We start from the raw sequence: 13,798 nt of genomic DNA on the forward strand, positions 1-13,798 counted from the left end.
GGCGGGGCCGGTTATGCCGCGAGGGCAAGAGGGAGGGCCGAACGGGTGAAGGCTTCGGCCTGCTGCCAGGTCAGCCGCCGCAGGTCGGTCATGGCCGACACGGCGGCGGTCTCGATCGCCGCGCTCGCGGAGTTGAGCGCGTCCTCGCTCTCGGCGCTGACGGTGAGCAGCCCGGTGACAGCGACATCGGCGTGCCCGGCGATGAGCTGGCGTTCACGCTCCTTGACGTCGGCGTACTCCACCGCGTCCTCCTCCGAGTCGACCTGGCCCTTGCGCTGGCGTTCGGCGGCGTCCGCTATCACGCTGGCCTTCTTGCGCTGCACGTCCTTAAGGGCGGAGTCCAGCCCCTTGGGGGTGTAGGTGATCGAGAGGGTGCGGCGGGCCCCGGAGGTGAACAGGAGCTGGTGCAGGAAGCCGGGACTGGTTTCGGTCCGGGGCCAGTTCTCGATCCAGAAGGTGGCGTGGTGGGCGGTGTCGGTCTGGACGCGGTCGCCCTTCTCCACCAGGACGACGGGTCCGGCGGCGGCGGGGTCGGCCTGCGGGCGTCCGGTCTGGGACGACTGGTCGAGGGCGGCGGAGGAGGTCGGGTCGTAGGCGGTCCGGATCACCGCTGCGACCTCGTGGGCGGACAGCCAGCCGCCCGGGGCGAGCCCCGCGTTGCGGGCGGCTTGGTCGAAGGTGGAGGTGAGCTGGGCCAGCACGGAGAAGGCCCCGGTGAGCCCGCCCCCGCCCTGGTTGATCAACCGTCGGGCGGCCTTCATGTCGAGGGCGAGTGCGACGTACGCCTCGTGCGGCGCGGCTGCCGGTCCGGCGGCCTCCAGCAGGTCGCGGTAGACGGCCCCGGCCAGCGGGGTGTCCGCGTCGCCGTGCTCGGTCCAGTACCGGTTGAGCGCGTCCCCGCTGTCGGGGACGGTGCGCTCCAGGACCTGGACGCGGGCGACGTGGCCGGTGCGGGCGAGCGCGGCCAGCGTGCGGCCCCAGCCGGTCACGTTGGCGGACTGGGCGGCCGGGTCGAGCAGCGCGAAGGCGCGGGCTGAGACGCGGACCACGGCGGTCAGGGTGCCCGCGTGCGGGTCGTGGACTGCACCGAAGTGCCCGTTCGGCGCCGTGGCGACGCGGAGCGAGGCGGCCGTACCGGGCAAGTGCAGGAGTCCCTCCCGGTGGGGCCGGGTGGCGGGCCGGGCCAGCCACACCAACTGGCCCTTCGCACGGCGCAGCGTGTAGCGGGCGGCGATGGGTGCCCAGTCGGCCAGCGGCCGGCCCCGGTGCCGGACGAAGACGCCCGCCAGCAGCAGGGCCCACAGCGGGATGAGCTTCAGCGCGCCGAGGACTCCGGAGGTGAGCAGGACCGCGAGCAGCAGCAGACCGGTGGTCGCGACACCCAGCAACTGCGGGATGGACAGGCCCATCAGCACGCCCCGGCGGGTGCGGTGGGGGAACTTCACGGTGGCCGGGCCGTCGGAAGAAGAGGTCTCGGAGAACATGGCAGAGCCGTCCTTGAAAGCAGAGGAAGAGAGAGGGGGGACGGGGGCGGGCGGCCGGGCGGGGCCTGGGCCCGCCCCCGTCAGGTGAGGGCTCTAGGAGCCGGAATCACCGGGTGGGCCGGGGTAGACCCACCGCTGCGGTGTGGCACCGCCCTGCGGAGGCGGACCGCTCGATGGCGGCGGTCCGCCGGCCGAAGACGGCTGGCGCATCGCCCCCGCCGACCGGTCCGAGGAGCCCTGGCCACCACTGCTGGAGCGTGCACCGGATTCCTGACCGGGGCGGCGGACGAGAGGCTGGCCCTGATCGCCGTCGGTCGGAGGGCGGCGGATGAGCGCGCGGCCCTTGTCGCCTCCAGCGTCCGGGTCCTCGCCGAAGCGGAAGTGGGTCTGCTTCGGCCTGCCCTGGCCCCCGCTCCCGGAGCCGCCGCTCGGGTCGATGCCCGAGGCGACACCGCCGGCGCCCTGGCCCGGGATCTTCGAGGGCCCTTGCGGAGCCATGCCCCCGGTCTTGGCCTGCATCGCCAACTGGCCCGCGGTCTTCGCCGCCCCGGCCGCCGTACCGACCCCGGCGACGCCAGAGCGGTGCAGGTCGTCGTGCCCGCCGCCGTCGGCGGCCCAGTGCACGAACTTGTAGGTCGCGTACGGGCAGAGCAGGACGAGGACCATCACGACCATGCCCGACATGGCGTCCGAGAGCGCCGCCATGCCGCCGTCGGAATCGGACTTGCCCATCGCGGAGACGCCGAGGAGGAAGACGATCGTCATCAGCAGCTTGGAGACGATGAGCGTGGAGGTGGCCTCGATCCACCCCCGCCGCCAGCGCTTGGCGATCTCCCAGCCCCCGCCCGCGCCCGCGAAGACCGCGAGCGTGACGAGCACCAGGATGCCGACCTTGCGGGCGACCATCACGGCCCAGTACAAGAACGCCCCGATCGCGCAGCCCAGCGCGATGATCGCGGGCACGCCCCAGCCCAGGCCGTACATCGCCCCCAGCTCGTTCACCTTGATCACGCGGCGGATCGCATCGTCGACCGAGGAGTTCGCCGCCTTGAACAGCCCGGCGGACAGCGCGTCGACCACGGTGAGAGCGACGGTGGTGCAGGCGATGGCGGCGAAGGCGAAGAAGACGCCGATCATCGTCCCGAACGCGGCCTGGGCCAGGGCGCGCTCGTCGCGGCGCCAGGCGGCGCGGGTCAGCTGGAGACAGAACGTCCCCACGGTGAGCACGAGCCCGATGGGGAGGATCAGCTCGTAGTTGTGCCGGAACCACTCGGCGTTCAGGTCGACCGCGGTGGTCTTGTCCACCGCGCGGGTGGCCAGGTCGGCGGCGGACTGGGCGACCTCGCCCATGGACTTGGCGATCCAGGCCCCGATGCCGTCCGTGATCGCCTCGCCGGTCTTCCCGGCCACACCGCCCACGGCGCCGCACACCGAGTTCATCAGCGGCAGATCACACGCCTTCACCAAGGCACCTCCTTCGTCGTCGCGGCGCGGGTCATGGGGCGACCTCCGGCAGCACGCCGGACAGCGCGCACTCGTGATCGGGCCGGCACTGGAGGGCGAGCGTCATGGAGCGGGGCTCGGCCCCGGCGCCCGAGCCCTTCCAGGCCAGAGACTGCTTGCCGGTCACGGTCACCGCGTAGACGTAGGACTGCGTGATGGCGCCGGGGTCCTGGGAGAGGACGGTCTTGAACGCGGCGGGGTAGTGGCCCTCGTTCACCTCGGCGGTGGCGTGCTGGTGGTTGTCGTGCATCCGCGACCACAGCGCCTTGCCCGGCACTTGGCCGGTCACGGACTTCCAGTCGGCGTACTTCGCCTCGCCGGTCATCCACCGCTTGAGCCCGGCCAGATGCCCGGCCCGGGAGAAGCGCCGGGCGTCATACGTCCACAGCGCCTCGGTCGCCGCCTTCGCGAACGTCACCGGATCACCCGTGCGCGGCGGCGCGGCGACGGCCTGGTCCGAACCCGCACGCGGCGCGGGGGAGGGGGGCGAAGCGGTGGGCTTGGGGTGGGCGTCCGCTCGCGGTTGAGGAGCCTCGGACCGGGTCAGGTAGGAGATGAGGCCGGCGAGGGCCAGCAGTACGGCCAGGATGATGCCGATCATCGCCGAGCGCCGGAGCACCGACGAAGGCGCGACGGAGGAGTCCTGGGAGGCGGCGGATCGTTTCTTCAAGGTCGGCATCAGTGGACCTGCGTCCCCATCGCGGAGAAGAACGCGACGATCCCGTTCGCCGCCCCAAGGAGCAGGGCGACGCCCGCGGCGATCGTGGTGCCCTTCTTGCCGTTCTGCTCGGCCTGGTGACCGCCGCTGTGGTGGCCCCAGGCCCAGATCACCGCCGAGAGGGCCAAGGCCCCGACCGTGGCAATGATCCCGAAGAGGTTGATCGACCCGATCACCTTCTTCAGCACGTCGAGACCGGGCAGGCCGCCACCCTTGGGCGAGACGCCTGGGTCGTAGGCCAGGTACTGGAGATGCTGCGCGAGCTTCAAGGGGACTCCTGTTCACCTCCGGGCGTGCGAAAGCCCCGGAGATCGTGCGAGAGGGAGAAGGGCGAGAGGAGGGGAGGGGCGCCGCGTCAGGCGACGCGACGCGCGGCGAGGATGCTGGAGCGCCACTCTGCAAGCCGGGTGATCTTGGTGACGTCACCGGTGCGCGGGGCCTGGAGGATCAGGCCCTGCCCGATGTACATGCCGACGTGCTCCGGGCGGGCGGCGGTGCCGCGGGTGAAGAGCAGATCTCCGGCCTTCAGCCGCTTCGGGCTGACCGCCTTGCCCTCGGTGACCTGCGTGTACGTGGTCCGGGAGAGCTTGATGCCGCCGGCCTTGTACGACGCCTGCATCAGACTGGAGCAGTCGCACCGGTCCATCGGGTCCTTGCCGTGCGCGTCCGCGCAGGAGCCGCCCCACTGGTACGGCGTCCCGAGCTGCCCCAGACCCCACCGGATCGCCTTACGAACTGGCTTGGGCGCCGCCGCCGGGATCTTGTAGCCCTTCGGGACGGACCCCTTCGGGATCGGACCGAACGACGAGCCGTCCTCGTCGCCGCACTCACCCCCGGCGCGGGCGTCCACCTGGTCGCCGTCGCCTTTGTCGGTGTCCTTGCCGGATCCGCCGCCGTCCTTGATGGCCTTGGCGAGGGCCTTCTGCAGCGCAGTGGCCAGCGGCTCCCACTTCGCGTACGCGTCGGGGAACCCGCTCGCCTGGACCGCCTGAGCGGCTTGGGCGACGGTCATGGACTGCCAGCCCGCAATCTTCTTCAGGTGCGTGTAGAACGAGGTCGAAGCGTGCACCGGATCGCGGACCTGCGCTGCGGTGCCCCAGCCCTGGCTCGGCCGTTGCTGGAACAGACCCAGCGAGTCCCGGTCTCCGTTGTTGAGGTTCCGGAGGCCCGACTCCTGTAGAGCTGTGGCCAGTGCGACCACCTGCCCGCGGGGCGGGATCTTCAGCGCGACGCCGGTGGCCTGGATCTTCTTGGCGTTCTGGACCTGCTCGGTGGGAGCGTCGAGCCCGGACACGTGGACGGAGCCGGCTTTGCCGCCGTCGAGGATCGAGTGGACCTGCTTGCTGACCGCCGCAGCGTCAACGTCGCCACCAGCGTCGTCTTTTGCAGGCCGCTTCGGCGCCGTGGGCGCCGGCCATCGCCATCGCCAGCGGAGCGATGAGCAGCATCGGCGCGGTCACCACCGCACCGACGGCCATCACGGTCTTGTTCACGAGCGCGGCCCGGTCACGAGAGGGAGAGCGAGCCGACTGTCCTGCCATGGCGGCGCGCATTTCAGGGGATGCCGCATGAGTAACTCCTCGGGCGTAGGTGGCGCGGTGCGGGTGCTCTCGTCGAAAAGGCCACCAACACCACGCCGGTCAAGAATCCGAAATCCCCGTGCCGGGGTGGCGGCCCGGTGGCCGGGATCTGCTAACCCCGGCCACCGGGCCGCTTTAGCGAAGAGCGGCAGCAAGCCGCGCTGGTAATCTCACGCGCCACATTCCCAAGACGCCCTTTCTCCGATCAGGAGACGTTCGACAGCACGCTGAAGCGAAGCGCCCGTTGGACGGCGCAATACGCATCAGCACAGCTCAACAAGGACGGAACCGTGTCCTTCCCGGTGAGCTTGCCGAGACTGTAGAGACGAATTCCGGCCGCACCAAACGAGCGTTCTCGGGCGCCGATCCAGGCCCGCTTCTGGCTTGGTGCGGCCGGAAACCCGCACTACTCTTCAGCGCGTACCGGCCCCAGCCCCCGAAACCCGAGGGGTAATTCGCCGGGCATTCCCTGGCACGCACCCGCCCCCTGCGGGGTCGGGCATGCGTGCACCAGTCCCTGAGAGAGAACCCCGTCATGCCCCACACCCTGCACCGAGGCGATGCGCTGAGCGTGCTGTCCGAACTCCCGGACGCCAGCGTGGACGCCCTGATCACCGACCCGCCCTACAACTCCGGCGGACGCACCAGCTCCGAGCGCACAGGGCGGACCGCGAAGTCGAAGTACACCGCCGTGGACGCCGAGCACCAGCTCGCCAACTTCCCCGGCGAGAACCGCGACCAGCGCTCCTACGGGTACTGGCTCTCACTGCTGCTGACCGAGGCATACCGGGCCACCGTCGAATCCGGCACCGCGCTGGTCTTCACCGACTGGCGCCAACTGCCCACCACTACCGACGCGTTGCAGGCCGCGGGGTGGACGTGGCGGGGGATCGCCTCCTGGCACAAGCCGGTCTCCCGCCCGCAGAAGGGACGGCTCAAGCAGTCCTGTGAGTACATCGTCTGGGGCACCAAGGGCCCCGTTGACCCGGCCCGCAACCCCGTCTACCTCCCCGGCCTCTATCAGGCCAGCCAGCCCCGCAAGGGCCGGGTCCACATCACGCAGAAGCCGGTCGAGGTGATGCAGGAACTGGTGAAGATCTGCCCCGAAGCCGGCACCGTCCTTGATCCCTTCACCGGCTCCGGCTCCACCGGCGTCGCCGCCCTGCGCGAAGGGCGGCAGTTCGTCGGTGTAGAGCTGTCCGACCACTACGCCGACATCGCCGAACAGCGCATGGCGGCCGAGCTGACCCAGGACGACTTCGGCCTCGCCGGACCCGAAGAGTGACCCCCGGGCGAGAGACCGGGGAGGAAGGCAGAACGCACGAAGGGGCGGTCGCACACCCGATGCGGGTACGCGACCGTCCCTTCGTGCGGCGTGGTCAGGAGGCCGCGATGCTCCGCAGGATCAAGTCCTCGGCGCGCTCCAGATCGGCCTGGGAACGCAGGCTCACCTCGACGCCCGAGATCCCGAGGCAGCCGATCTCGGTCACGTCCCGGGTGAAGCCCTCCTCCAGCTCCACCGTCGCGGGATCGAGCTTCAAGTTCACCGCGACGACCTCCTTGCGCGGCAGCACCCGCAGAGAGGCGAACTTCTTCAACCGCCGATAGGTCAGGTAGTGCTGCTGCGGCTCCATCCACGCCCCCTCCGGCAGCAGCAGCCGCTCATCGACCGCGCCGAACAACTCCTTCACCTTCGCCGGAGCCCCCTCCAGCCGATGCTGCTGCACGCTCACCGCCGGCACCTGCTCCGTCGCGATCGAAGCGGTCGGTGCCTTGGCGCGAGAGGAAGGCCATCCGGCTCCGGCGACCGAGGCGACCAGCCGCAGCGTGAGCACGTCGTCGAAGACCCGGTAAGAGACCAGGTCGATCCGACGGTCGATCTCCTCGACCGCCACCGTGTCGTGGTACGTGAACTCCCCCGCCACGCACACCACCCGCGGGTTGCTCCAGTCCACCGCCCCGGCCGCCTCCGCACCGAGCCGGTCGGCCACCAGCCGCTCGAACTCATGGTGGTGATCCCGCAGCCACACCAGATACGACAGCGCCTGGTTGATGACCTGTTGACTGAACTACTGGCGGAGTTTCTGCAGGTCAGTGACCTTGTGGTGGGGGCGTCGTTGAGTCGGCCGTGGAGGCATCGAGAGATCTGGCAGCCCTGTCCGTACCGCTGGTCGGGGAGCTGGTGGCCATGGATGATCCGTGGGATCCGTACCGGCTCATCGACCCGACCGGGGAATCGGTCGAGGGGGCTGGCGCCTTCCTGCGGGATCTGCAGGGAGCCGGTCGTTCGGCGGCGACGGCCCGTTCCTACGGGATGGATCTGCTGCGCTGGTTCCGCTTCTTGTGGGCTGTCGAGGTGTCGTGGGACCGGGCAAGTCGGATCGAGGCGAGGGACTTCTCCCGCTGGCTTCAGATCGCCGGCCAGCCGAGGCGTCCGCACTGGCGGTGCCCGAATGAGGCGGGCCGGTGGGCCGCGGGCGGGAAGCCGTACGCAGCGTCTGTGCGAGCGCACAGCGAGACGGTGCTGCGGAGCTTCTACGACTTCCACCGCGATATCGGCACCGGGCCGCTCCTCAACCCGTTCCCACTGGACCGATCACGTCATGGCAGACGAGCGCATGCCCATCGCAACCCGATGGACCCGCCGCGCAACGAACGCAGTGGGCTCTACCGGCCAAGAGTGCCCAAGCGGGTGCCCCGCAGTGTCCCTGATGAGGAGTTCAACGAGATCTTCGCCCGGCTCCCGTCGCACCGAGACCGGGCCCTCGTCGCCTTCTACATCTCCACCGGTGCCCGGGCCAGCGAGCTGCTCAGTACATGGCAGGCTGGCGTGGATCCGGGGCGCCAGCTGATCTCGGTGGTCCGCAAGGGCACCCGGGAAGTCCAGGAACTCCCGGCCTCGACCGACGCGTTCGTCTGGCTGCGGCTCTACCAGGTGGAGATGGACGATGCGGTCCCGCGCGGGCGGCACCTTCCGCTGTGGTGGACCCTGCGCTCGCCGTCGAGACCGCTGACCTATCACGCGGTTCACCGCATGTTCGAGCGGGCGAACACCAAGGCGGGGACCTCTGCGACGCTGCATGCGCTGCGGCACACCGCCGCCTACCGCATGGCCGAGGATCCCAGCCTGCCCCTCACCGATGTCCAATTCGTCCTCGGTCACGCCCAGTTGACCACGACACAGCTTTACCTCACGCCCCGCAAGGAGGTGGTGATCCGGCGGCTGCTGGCCCACCATGCCGAACAGACACGGCAGGCAGCAGCCCGCATCGCGCCCCCTCCCGCAGCCGACTACCGGCCGGAGAGTCTCGATGTGCTGTTCGGGACCGGTACCCGGTGACCGCCACCTTGTCGGCACGTGCCGACCGCGCACCGGCCCCCGGAGTTTCGCCTGGGCGCACTCGCGCACTGGCCGCCCAGCAGCGCTTCCCCGCCCGCACCGTTCCTGCCAGCTGGCCCGGCACCGAGCGCTCGCGCGCCGAGACGGCCCGGTTGCTGTCCCGTCCGCCCTACACGCTGGAGAACGCTGGTAGCGAACTGCACCACAAGCACGGCATCGTCATGGTGCTGGACTGGCTGGAAGACCAGCCCGGACAGACCTGGCAGGAACGGTGGCAGGCCAGCGGCATCGAGCAGGCCGGCGCCGCCTGGCGGCCGGTGATCAAGCAGTGGCTGCACGAGCGCGGCCTGAAGGCAGCCTGGCGCATGCCGGTGGTGGGCAGGGCCCTGACCACGGTGATCAGCGCTGAGCTGCTGCGGCCGTCGGTGGATTGGCTGGCCGCCGGAGCCAGCCGCCAAGGTGTGCTGGTCCGCTCCATGGCGCACAGCCGTGATCCGCGCGGATTTGAGCGCCTTCGTGAGCTGGGCTCTCAAGCCCAGGGCGTGCGGCCGGGCGCTGTCAGCACGACGCTCTGCCGCAGCGCCCTCATCCTCGCGGCGAAGGGCGGCACGTTGGCCGACATCACCATCGGGGACGTCCTGGAGCTCCTCGATATCCAAGCCGTGGTGCTCAAGCGGGCGATGGCGGGGACCGAGGTGTTCTACCGTCTGCTGCACCAGTTCGGAGCCTTCGGAGAGGGCGCCCCGCCGAATCTGCGCGCGGTCCGCAACCTGGGACAGCGCACCCCGGAGGAGCTGATCGACCGCTACGGACTGATCTGTCGTCCCGTCCGGGATCTGCTGGTGGACTATTTGCGGGAACGCCAGCCCGCGCTGGACCACAACAGCCTGAAGTCCCTCTCCTACCACCTCGGCAAATGCTTCTGGCAGGACATCGAGCACCATCATCCCGGCGCCGACAGCCTCCGTCTCGCCCCGGACGTCATCGGGCAGTGGAAGCAGAGGATTCGCACCAAGGACAAGACCGTCACCGACCCGGACGGCCGGCGCACGAGCACCAAGGTCGAGAGGCTCAATCACCGTGACACGCTCACCCAGGTGCGGGCCTTCTACCTCGATATCGCCCAGTGGGCACTGGAAGACCCCGGTCGTTGGGGCCCGTGGGTGGCACCGAGCCCCGTGAGGGCTGACGAGTTGGAGAACCGCAAACACCAACGACGACGCAAGGCGCGGATGGACGCCCGCACTCGCGAGCGCCTCCCGGTCCTGCCAGTCCTCGTCCGCTCGGTCGACCAGCGTCGCAGGGACGCGGCCGCGGTACTGGAAGCCGCCCGACACACCCGCCCTGGCGAGGTGTTCACCGCAGCCGGTCAGCAACTCGTACGCGCGGTGGTTCCGCACGGAACGGCCGGCCGGATCTGGGCCGAGGACCCGGACACCGGCAAACGCCGCGATCTGGGGCTTGAGGACGAGCGGGCCTTCTGGACCTGGGCCGCGGTCGAGGTCCTGCGGAGCACCGGCATCCGCATCGAAGAACTACTCGAACTCAGCCACCACAGCCTGATCCAATACCGGCTGCCCACCACCGGTGAGCTCGTCCCCCTCCTGCAGATCGTGCCGTCCAAGACCGATACCGAGCGGCTGCTGCTGGTCAGCCCCGAGCTCGCCGACGTCCTGAGCGCGATCATCTGCCGAGCCCGGGACAGCACCGGCGCGGTTCCCCTGGTCCGTTCCTGGGACCGGCGCGAATGCGAGTGGCAGGCACCAGCCCCGTTGCTGTTCCAACGACGCATCTCCGGCGAGGCCCGCGCGTTCACCGACGAAACCGTCCGCACGATGCTGGACCAGGCCCTCATCGCCACGGGCCTAACCGACGCTACTGGCGGCCCGCTGCGCTACACACCGCACGACTTCCGCCGCCTGTTCATTACCGATGCCATCCTGAACGGACTGCCGCCGCACATCGCCCAGGTGGTCGCTGGCCATCAGGACATCAACGCGACTCTCGGTTACAAGGCTGTCTATCCCGAAGAGGCAATCCAGGCACACGTGGCTTTCCTCGCCCGCCGCAGGTCCCTCCGCCCGAGCGAGGAATACCGCGTCCCCACCGACGAGGAATGGCAGGAGTTCCTCGGCCACTTCGAACGACGCAAAGTCTCCATCGGCGCATGCGGCCGCGCGTTCGGTGCTCCGTGCATCCACGAACACGCCTGCGTCCGCTGCCCGATGCTCTGGCCCGACCCCGCCCAGCGCGACCGGCTTGTCGAGATCCGGGACAACCTCCTTGCCCGCATTGCCGAGGCCGAACGCGAAGGATGGCTCGGCGAGGTGGAAGGGCTTCAGGTGAGCCTTGCCGGAGCGGAGGAGAAGCTCGCCCAACTTGACGCACGACAAAGGCGCCAAAGGTCCACGGTCTTCCTGGGCATCCCCACACTGGATCAGATCGTCGCCCGCACCAGCGATGTGAGCGAGCCTTGAGCCGGTCCATGAAGCGTCCCTCAAGCCCGCCTGCTGTCTCATTACATACCGCCCATCGTGATCACGGACTACCGTGCCGGTCATGACCACGGACGACTGGCTGGCCGACACCCGAACCTCTTACGACACGGTCGCGGTCAGCTATGCCGTCCAAGTGCGCGATGCCATCGCCGGACACCAGTACCTTCGCGCGGCTCTGGCGTTGTTCGCCGACAACGTGCGGGCCGCGAGCGGTGGGCCGGTAGCCGATGTCGGCTGCGGGCCCGGACACGTCACCGCCCACCTGCACGAGCTCGGTGTTGACGCCTTCGGGATCGATCTCTCCCCAGGGATGATCGACGCGGCCCGGCGTGACCACCCCGGCCTGCGGTTCGAGGTGGACTCAATGACGGACCTGCACCTCCCGACCGCCGCAGTGGCTGGCCTGATCGCCTGGCAGTCATTGATCCACATACCTGACCACGAGGTGCCGACCGTGTTCAGGCACTTCCACCGAGCATTGCGCCCAGGCGGACCACTGCAGCTCCTGTTTCACGTCGGCGACGAGTCCCAGTTGAAGACTCAGGGCTACGGCGGTCACCCGATGAAGGTCCATGTCCACCGCCGTCAACCGGACCAAGTGGCAACCTGGCTGCGTGACGCCGGATTCGCGGTCGAGGCGCAGATGCTGCTCAACCGGGACGAGAAAGTTTCACACGCGTTTCTCTTCGCACGCCGATAGCCCTACCGGTAGTTCAGAGAACACGTTCTGATCCCGTGAGCGCTTGTACTCGATGACCACCGGAGTGCCGCTCTCGTCCAACCCGAGCGAATCCACCCGGCCCCGGTGCCGTCGCCCGGTCCGGTACTCCGAGGCCAGGAAACGAATGCCGAGCATCGCCTCCATATTGGCCTCGATCAGCGACTGCAGCTCCCGCTCCACCGCCACCGACGCACCCGAAATCTCCGTCGCCCGGCCACCTCTGACCCGGAAGACCTTCAGGTCACCCATGCGCTCCTCCCCGCTCCCGCACAATCACTACCGGGCGAGAATCGTCACGGCCGCCCGTGTATTCCCCGAGGCGCGGCGGAAATGAGCTGGTTGCACGGCGGGCGGGTCAGCGTAGGGGTTCATCGGTCGCAGAGAGGGCACCGGCCCGTCGATCTGCCTCGGGTCTCCACCGACAGGCCACGCTCCCGAAGACGTTGCAGGTGGTAGGCCACTGTCGACGCGCTCGACAGACCCACGGCATCCGCCAGCTCCCGCATCGTCGGCGGCTCGCCACGTTCGACAATGATCTTGCGCGCCGCGCGGAGGATGCGTTCCTGCTGCTCGTGCGTCACGTCCTCCCCTCCTGGAGCTGATCAGCGGCCTTCCGTGCTTGCCTGCCCAGCTCTACTCGGGCGGCGGGAGATCCCCCCGCTGCGGGGTCGAAGAGCGGGTGCCAGAACAACCGGGCCGACAGCCACAACAGCCGACGGCGTACAGCCGTCGCATCGACCGGGCCGCTGGCCAGTTCGTGGTAGGCGCGGTTCCGGGCGTGCTGCAGCGCGACGAGGTCCTGGGGGAAGAGGTCGGACACCATGGCGCAAATTCAATCACGTGTTCGATTATGTGGTCATGCTCCGGCTACCCGACCACAACGCCGTATGGCTGAGCGCGTGCCACTTGGCCGCTGTGCGTGAAAGTCGCTGGTGGTATCCCGCGAGCGTATTGGATGGCGAACTCTAGGTGCGGCCTCCGGGGGCGTAGCCCTGCAGAAAGGCGGGCGAGACCATGCGCTGCCTCATCAGCAGCTCAGCCAGCTCGTGCGCGAGCACCGGGTGAGTACGGGGCCACTCCGGTGCGTGTGCCACGAACTCCCGGCTGTTGAAGACCGTGAAGCGGTTGAAATCTGCGACGCGGAGCCGGGATGCGTCCTGGGGGTCACGGGAGATGATCACTCCTAGACGGCTACCGAGAGGCACGGTCAGGCGTCGGAAGTTGTGGAAACCCGTTCCGATGCCGTGATCGAAGAAGGCGACGGGTATCTCTGGGGGCGGTGTCCCCACGACGCCCGAGAAGCAGACCGGGTTGTCGCTGACCAGCAGGCCGCCGCCGCGAGGTCGGTAGCAGGACCAGTGCATGTCGCTGGCCAGCAGTGTGGAGACGAGGTGGTTCCACTGGTCCTTGTAGTACGCGTCGTCATCGTTGCGCAGGCGCCAAGGCTCGATCACCGTCCGGTCGATCATTGCCATCATCATGGTCTGGATCTCTTCGTCGAGCAGGCCGCTGTCCTCGGCGCCGATCTCCTTGGTCACCACATGCCGCAGAAAGCGGCTTCGCTGCCACTGCAGGGCAAGCAGCCAGGCCAGAGCGTGACGGGCATACGTGGGGACGGCGCGCTCACGACTCTGGACCAGTTCCCTGACGGCAGTGGCAGCCTCCCCCTCTATGTCACCCATGGCGGCCTCCATCGAGGCGTGATCGGGCTCCTGCCCGTGCCGGTAGATCGAGTGGCCGAGATTGCGATGGCCCACGTCGCGAACCGACGCGTTGAACCGCCGCTCACTCGTTACCTGGTGGATGACCAATTTGCCGCGCTGGCCGGCGAAATGCTGGAGCAGGAACTGCGGAATGAAGTGATGCTTCTTGGCATGCGGCGGCATGGGGCGACCTTAGCGAGGTCGGCTCCACCTCCGGCCCGCCGCGACAGCACGCCCACGGCCGACGGCAG

13 protein-coding genes and 1 pseudogene are annotated in these 13,798 nt (G+C 69.2%); 4 read left to right on the plus strand and 10 right to left on the minus strand.

Annotation, left to right across the window (positions count from 1 at the left end; genetic code table 11):
• Positions 1-11: 11 nt before the first annotated feature.
• The 5 genes and pseudogenes from OHB04_RS39070 to OHB04_RS39090 all read right to left on the minus strand — a co-directional run bounded on the left by OHB04_RS39070 (position 12) and on the right by OHB04_RS39090 (position 5,198).
• Positions 12-1,484, minus strand: coding sequence for an SCO6880 family protein (locus tag OHB04_RS39070; protein WP_326692353.1), 1,473 nt, complete (start codon positions 1,482-1,484; stop codon positions 12-14).
• A 93-nt stretch (positions 1,485-1,577) separates the two neighbouring features.
• The gene (locus tag OHB04_RS39075) at positions 1,578-2,948 is read right to left on the minus strand and encodes an SCO6881 family protein (RefSeq protein WP_442815126.1); all 1,371 of its coding nucleotides are present in this window, start codon (positions 2,946-2,948) and stop codon (positions 1,578-1,580) included.
• Positions 2,949-2,979: 31 nt separating this feature from the next.
• Positions 2,980-3,666, minus strand: coding sequence for a hypothetical protein (locus OHB04_RS39080; protein WP_326692354.1), 687 nt, complete (start codon positions 3,664-3,666; stop codon positions 2,980-2,982).
• Positions 3,666-3,974, minus strand: coding sequence for a DUF6112 family protein (locus tag OHB04_RS39085; RefSeq protein ID WP_326692355.1), 309 nt, complete (start codon positions 3,972-3,974; stop codon positions 3,666-3,668). Before OHB04_RS39085 ends, OHB04_RS39080 begins: the two co-directional genes overlap by 1 nt.
• A gap of 86 nt (positions 3,975-4,060) precedes the next feature.
• A pseudogene (locus OHB04_RS39090) lies at positions 4,061-5,198 on the minus strand (C40 family peptidase).
• A gap of 622 nt (positions 5,199-5,820) precedes the next feature.
• On the opposite strand from OHB04_RS39090, the gene OHB04_RS39095 reads away from it, so the two are divergent.
• Positions 5,821-6,570, plus strand: a complete 750-nt coding sequence (locus OHB04_RS39095; protein ID WP_326809298.1) for a DNA-methyltransferase — start codon at positions 5,821-5,823, stop codon at positions 6,568-6,570.
• Between the two features lie 94 nt (positions 6,571-6,664).
• Here OHB04_RS39095 and OHB04_RS39100 read toward each other — a convergent pair whose 3' ends face one another.
• Positions 6,665-7,315 (minus strand): DUF5655 domain-containing protein, encoded by a 651-nt coding sequence (locus tag OHB04_RS39100; RefSeq protein WP_326809299.1) that lies wholly within the window; start codon positions 7,313-7,315, stop codon positions 6,665-6,667.
• Between the two features lie 98 nt (positions 7,316-7,413).
• Here OHB04_RS39100 and OHB04_RS39105 point away from each other — a divergent pair, with 98 nt between their 5' ends.
• The 3 genes from OHB04_RS39105 (at position 7,414) to OHB04_RS39115 (ending at position 11,823) form a co-directional block, all read left to right on the plus strand.
• Positions 7,414-8,625, plus strand: coding sequence for a tyrosine-type recombinase/integrase (locus OHB04_RS39105; protein WP_326692359.1), 1,212 nt, complete (start codon positions 7,414-7,416; stop codon positions 8,623-8,625).
• A gap of 152 nt (positions 8,626-8,777) precedes the next feature.
• Positions 8,778-11,102: a site-specific integrase gene (locus OHB04_RS39110; protein ID WP_326692358.1), complete on the plus strand. Its 2,325-nt coding sequence runs from the start codon at positions 8,778-8,780 to the stop codon at positions 11,100-11,102.
• An 82-nt stretch (positions 11,103-11,184) separates the two neighbouring features.
• Positions 11,185-11,823 (plus strand): class I SAM-dependent DNA methyltransferase, encoded by a 639-nt coding sequence (locus OHB04_RS39115; protein ID WP_326687236.1) that lies wholly within the window; start codon positions 11,185-11,187, stop codon positions 11,821-11,823.
• Here OHB04_RS39115 and OHB04_RS39120 read toward each other — a convergent pair.
• The 4 genes from OHB04_RS39120 to OHB04_RS39135 form a co-directional block, all read right to left on the minus strand.
• A complete protein-coding gene (locus OHB04_RS39120) occupies positions 11,794-12,093 on the minus strand; it encodes a hypothetical protein (RefSeq protein WP_405802661.1) in 300 nt (99 codons plus the stop codon). The two genes, OHB04_RS39115 and OHB04_RS39120, sit on opposite strands and share 30 nt — an antisense overlap.
• A 119-nt stretch (positions 12,094-12,212) precedes the next feature.
• On the minus strand, positions 12,213-12,425 hold the full coding sequence (locus OHB04_RS39125) for a LexA family protein (protein ID WP_326692360.1): 213 nt from the start codon (positions 12,423-12,425) through the stop codon (positions 12,213-12,215).
• Positions 12,422-12,667 carry a hypothetical protein gene (locus OHB04_RS39130; RefSeq protein ID WP_326692361.1) on the minus strand — a complete coding sequence of 82 codons (246 nt, stop codon included), beginning with the start codon at positions 12,665-12,667 and terminating at the stop codon, positions 12,422-12,424. Before OHB04_RS39130 ends, OHB04_RS39125 begins: the two co-directional genes overlap by 4 nt.
• Before the next feature lie 142 nt (positions 12,668-12,809).
• On the minus strand, positions 12,810-13,730 hold the full coding sequence (locus tag OHB04_RS39135; protein ID WP_326692362.1) for a DUF4238 domain-containing protein: 921 nt from the start codon (positions 13,728-13,730) through the stop codon (positions 12,810-12,812).
• Positions 13,731-13,798 lie beyond the last annotated feature (68 nt).

Origin of the sequence: Streptomyces sp. NBC_01775, from assembly GCF_035917675.1 — a bacterium.
In the GTDB taxonomy this organism is placed as follows: domain Bacteria; phylum Actinomycetota; class Actinomycetes; order Streptomycetales; family Streptomycetaceae; genus Streptomyces.

Excerpts from the sequence above, each read along its gene's own strand:
- OHB04_RS39095 (WP_326809298.1), top strand. The coding sequence starts at position 5,821 with ATGCCCCACACCCTGCACCGAGGCGATGCGCTGAGCGTGCTGTCCGAA.
- OHB04_RS39080 (WP_326692354.1), bottom strand. The coding sequence starts at position 3,666 with ATGCCGACCTTGAAGAAACGATCCGCCGCCTCCCAGGACTCCTCCGTC.
- OHB04_RS39135 (WP_326692362.1), bottom strand. The coding sequence starts at position 13,730 with ATGCCGCCGCATGCCAAGAAGCATCACTTCATTCCGCAGTTCCTGCTC.
- OHB04_RS39070 (WP_326692353.1), bottom strand. The coding sequence starts at position 1,484 with ATGTTCTCCGAGACCTCTTCTTCCGACGGCCCGGCCACCGTGAAGTTC.
- OHB04_RS39130 (WP_326692361.1), bottom strand. The coding sequence starts at position 12,667 with ATGGTGTCCGACCTCTTCCCCCAGGACCTCGTCGCGCTGCAGCACGCC.
- OHB04_RS39115 (WP_326687236.1), top strand. The coding sequence starts at position 11,185 with ATGACCACGGACGACTGGCTGGCCGACACCCGAACCTCTTACGACACG.
- OHB04_RS39120 (WP_405802661.1), bottom strand. The coding sequence starts at position 12,093 with ATGGGTGACCTGAAGGTCTTCCGGGTCAGAGGTGGCCGGGCGACGGAG.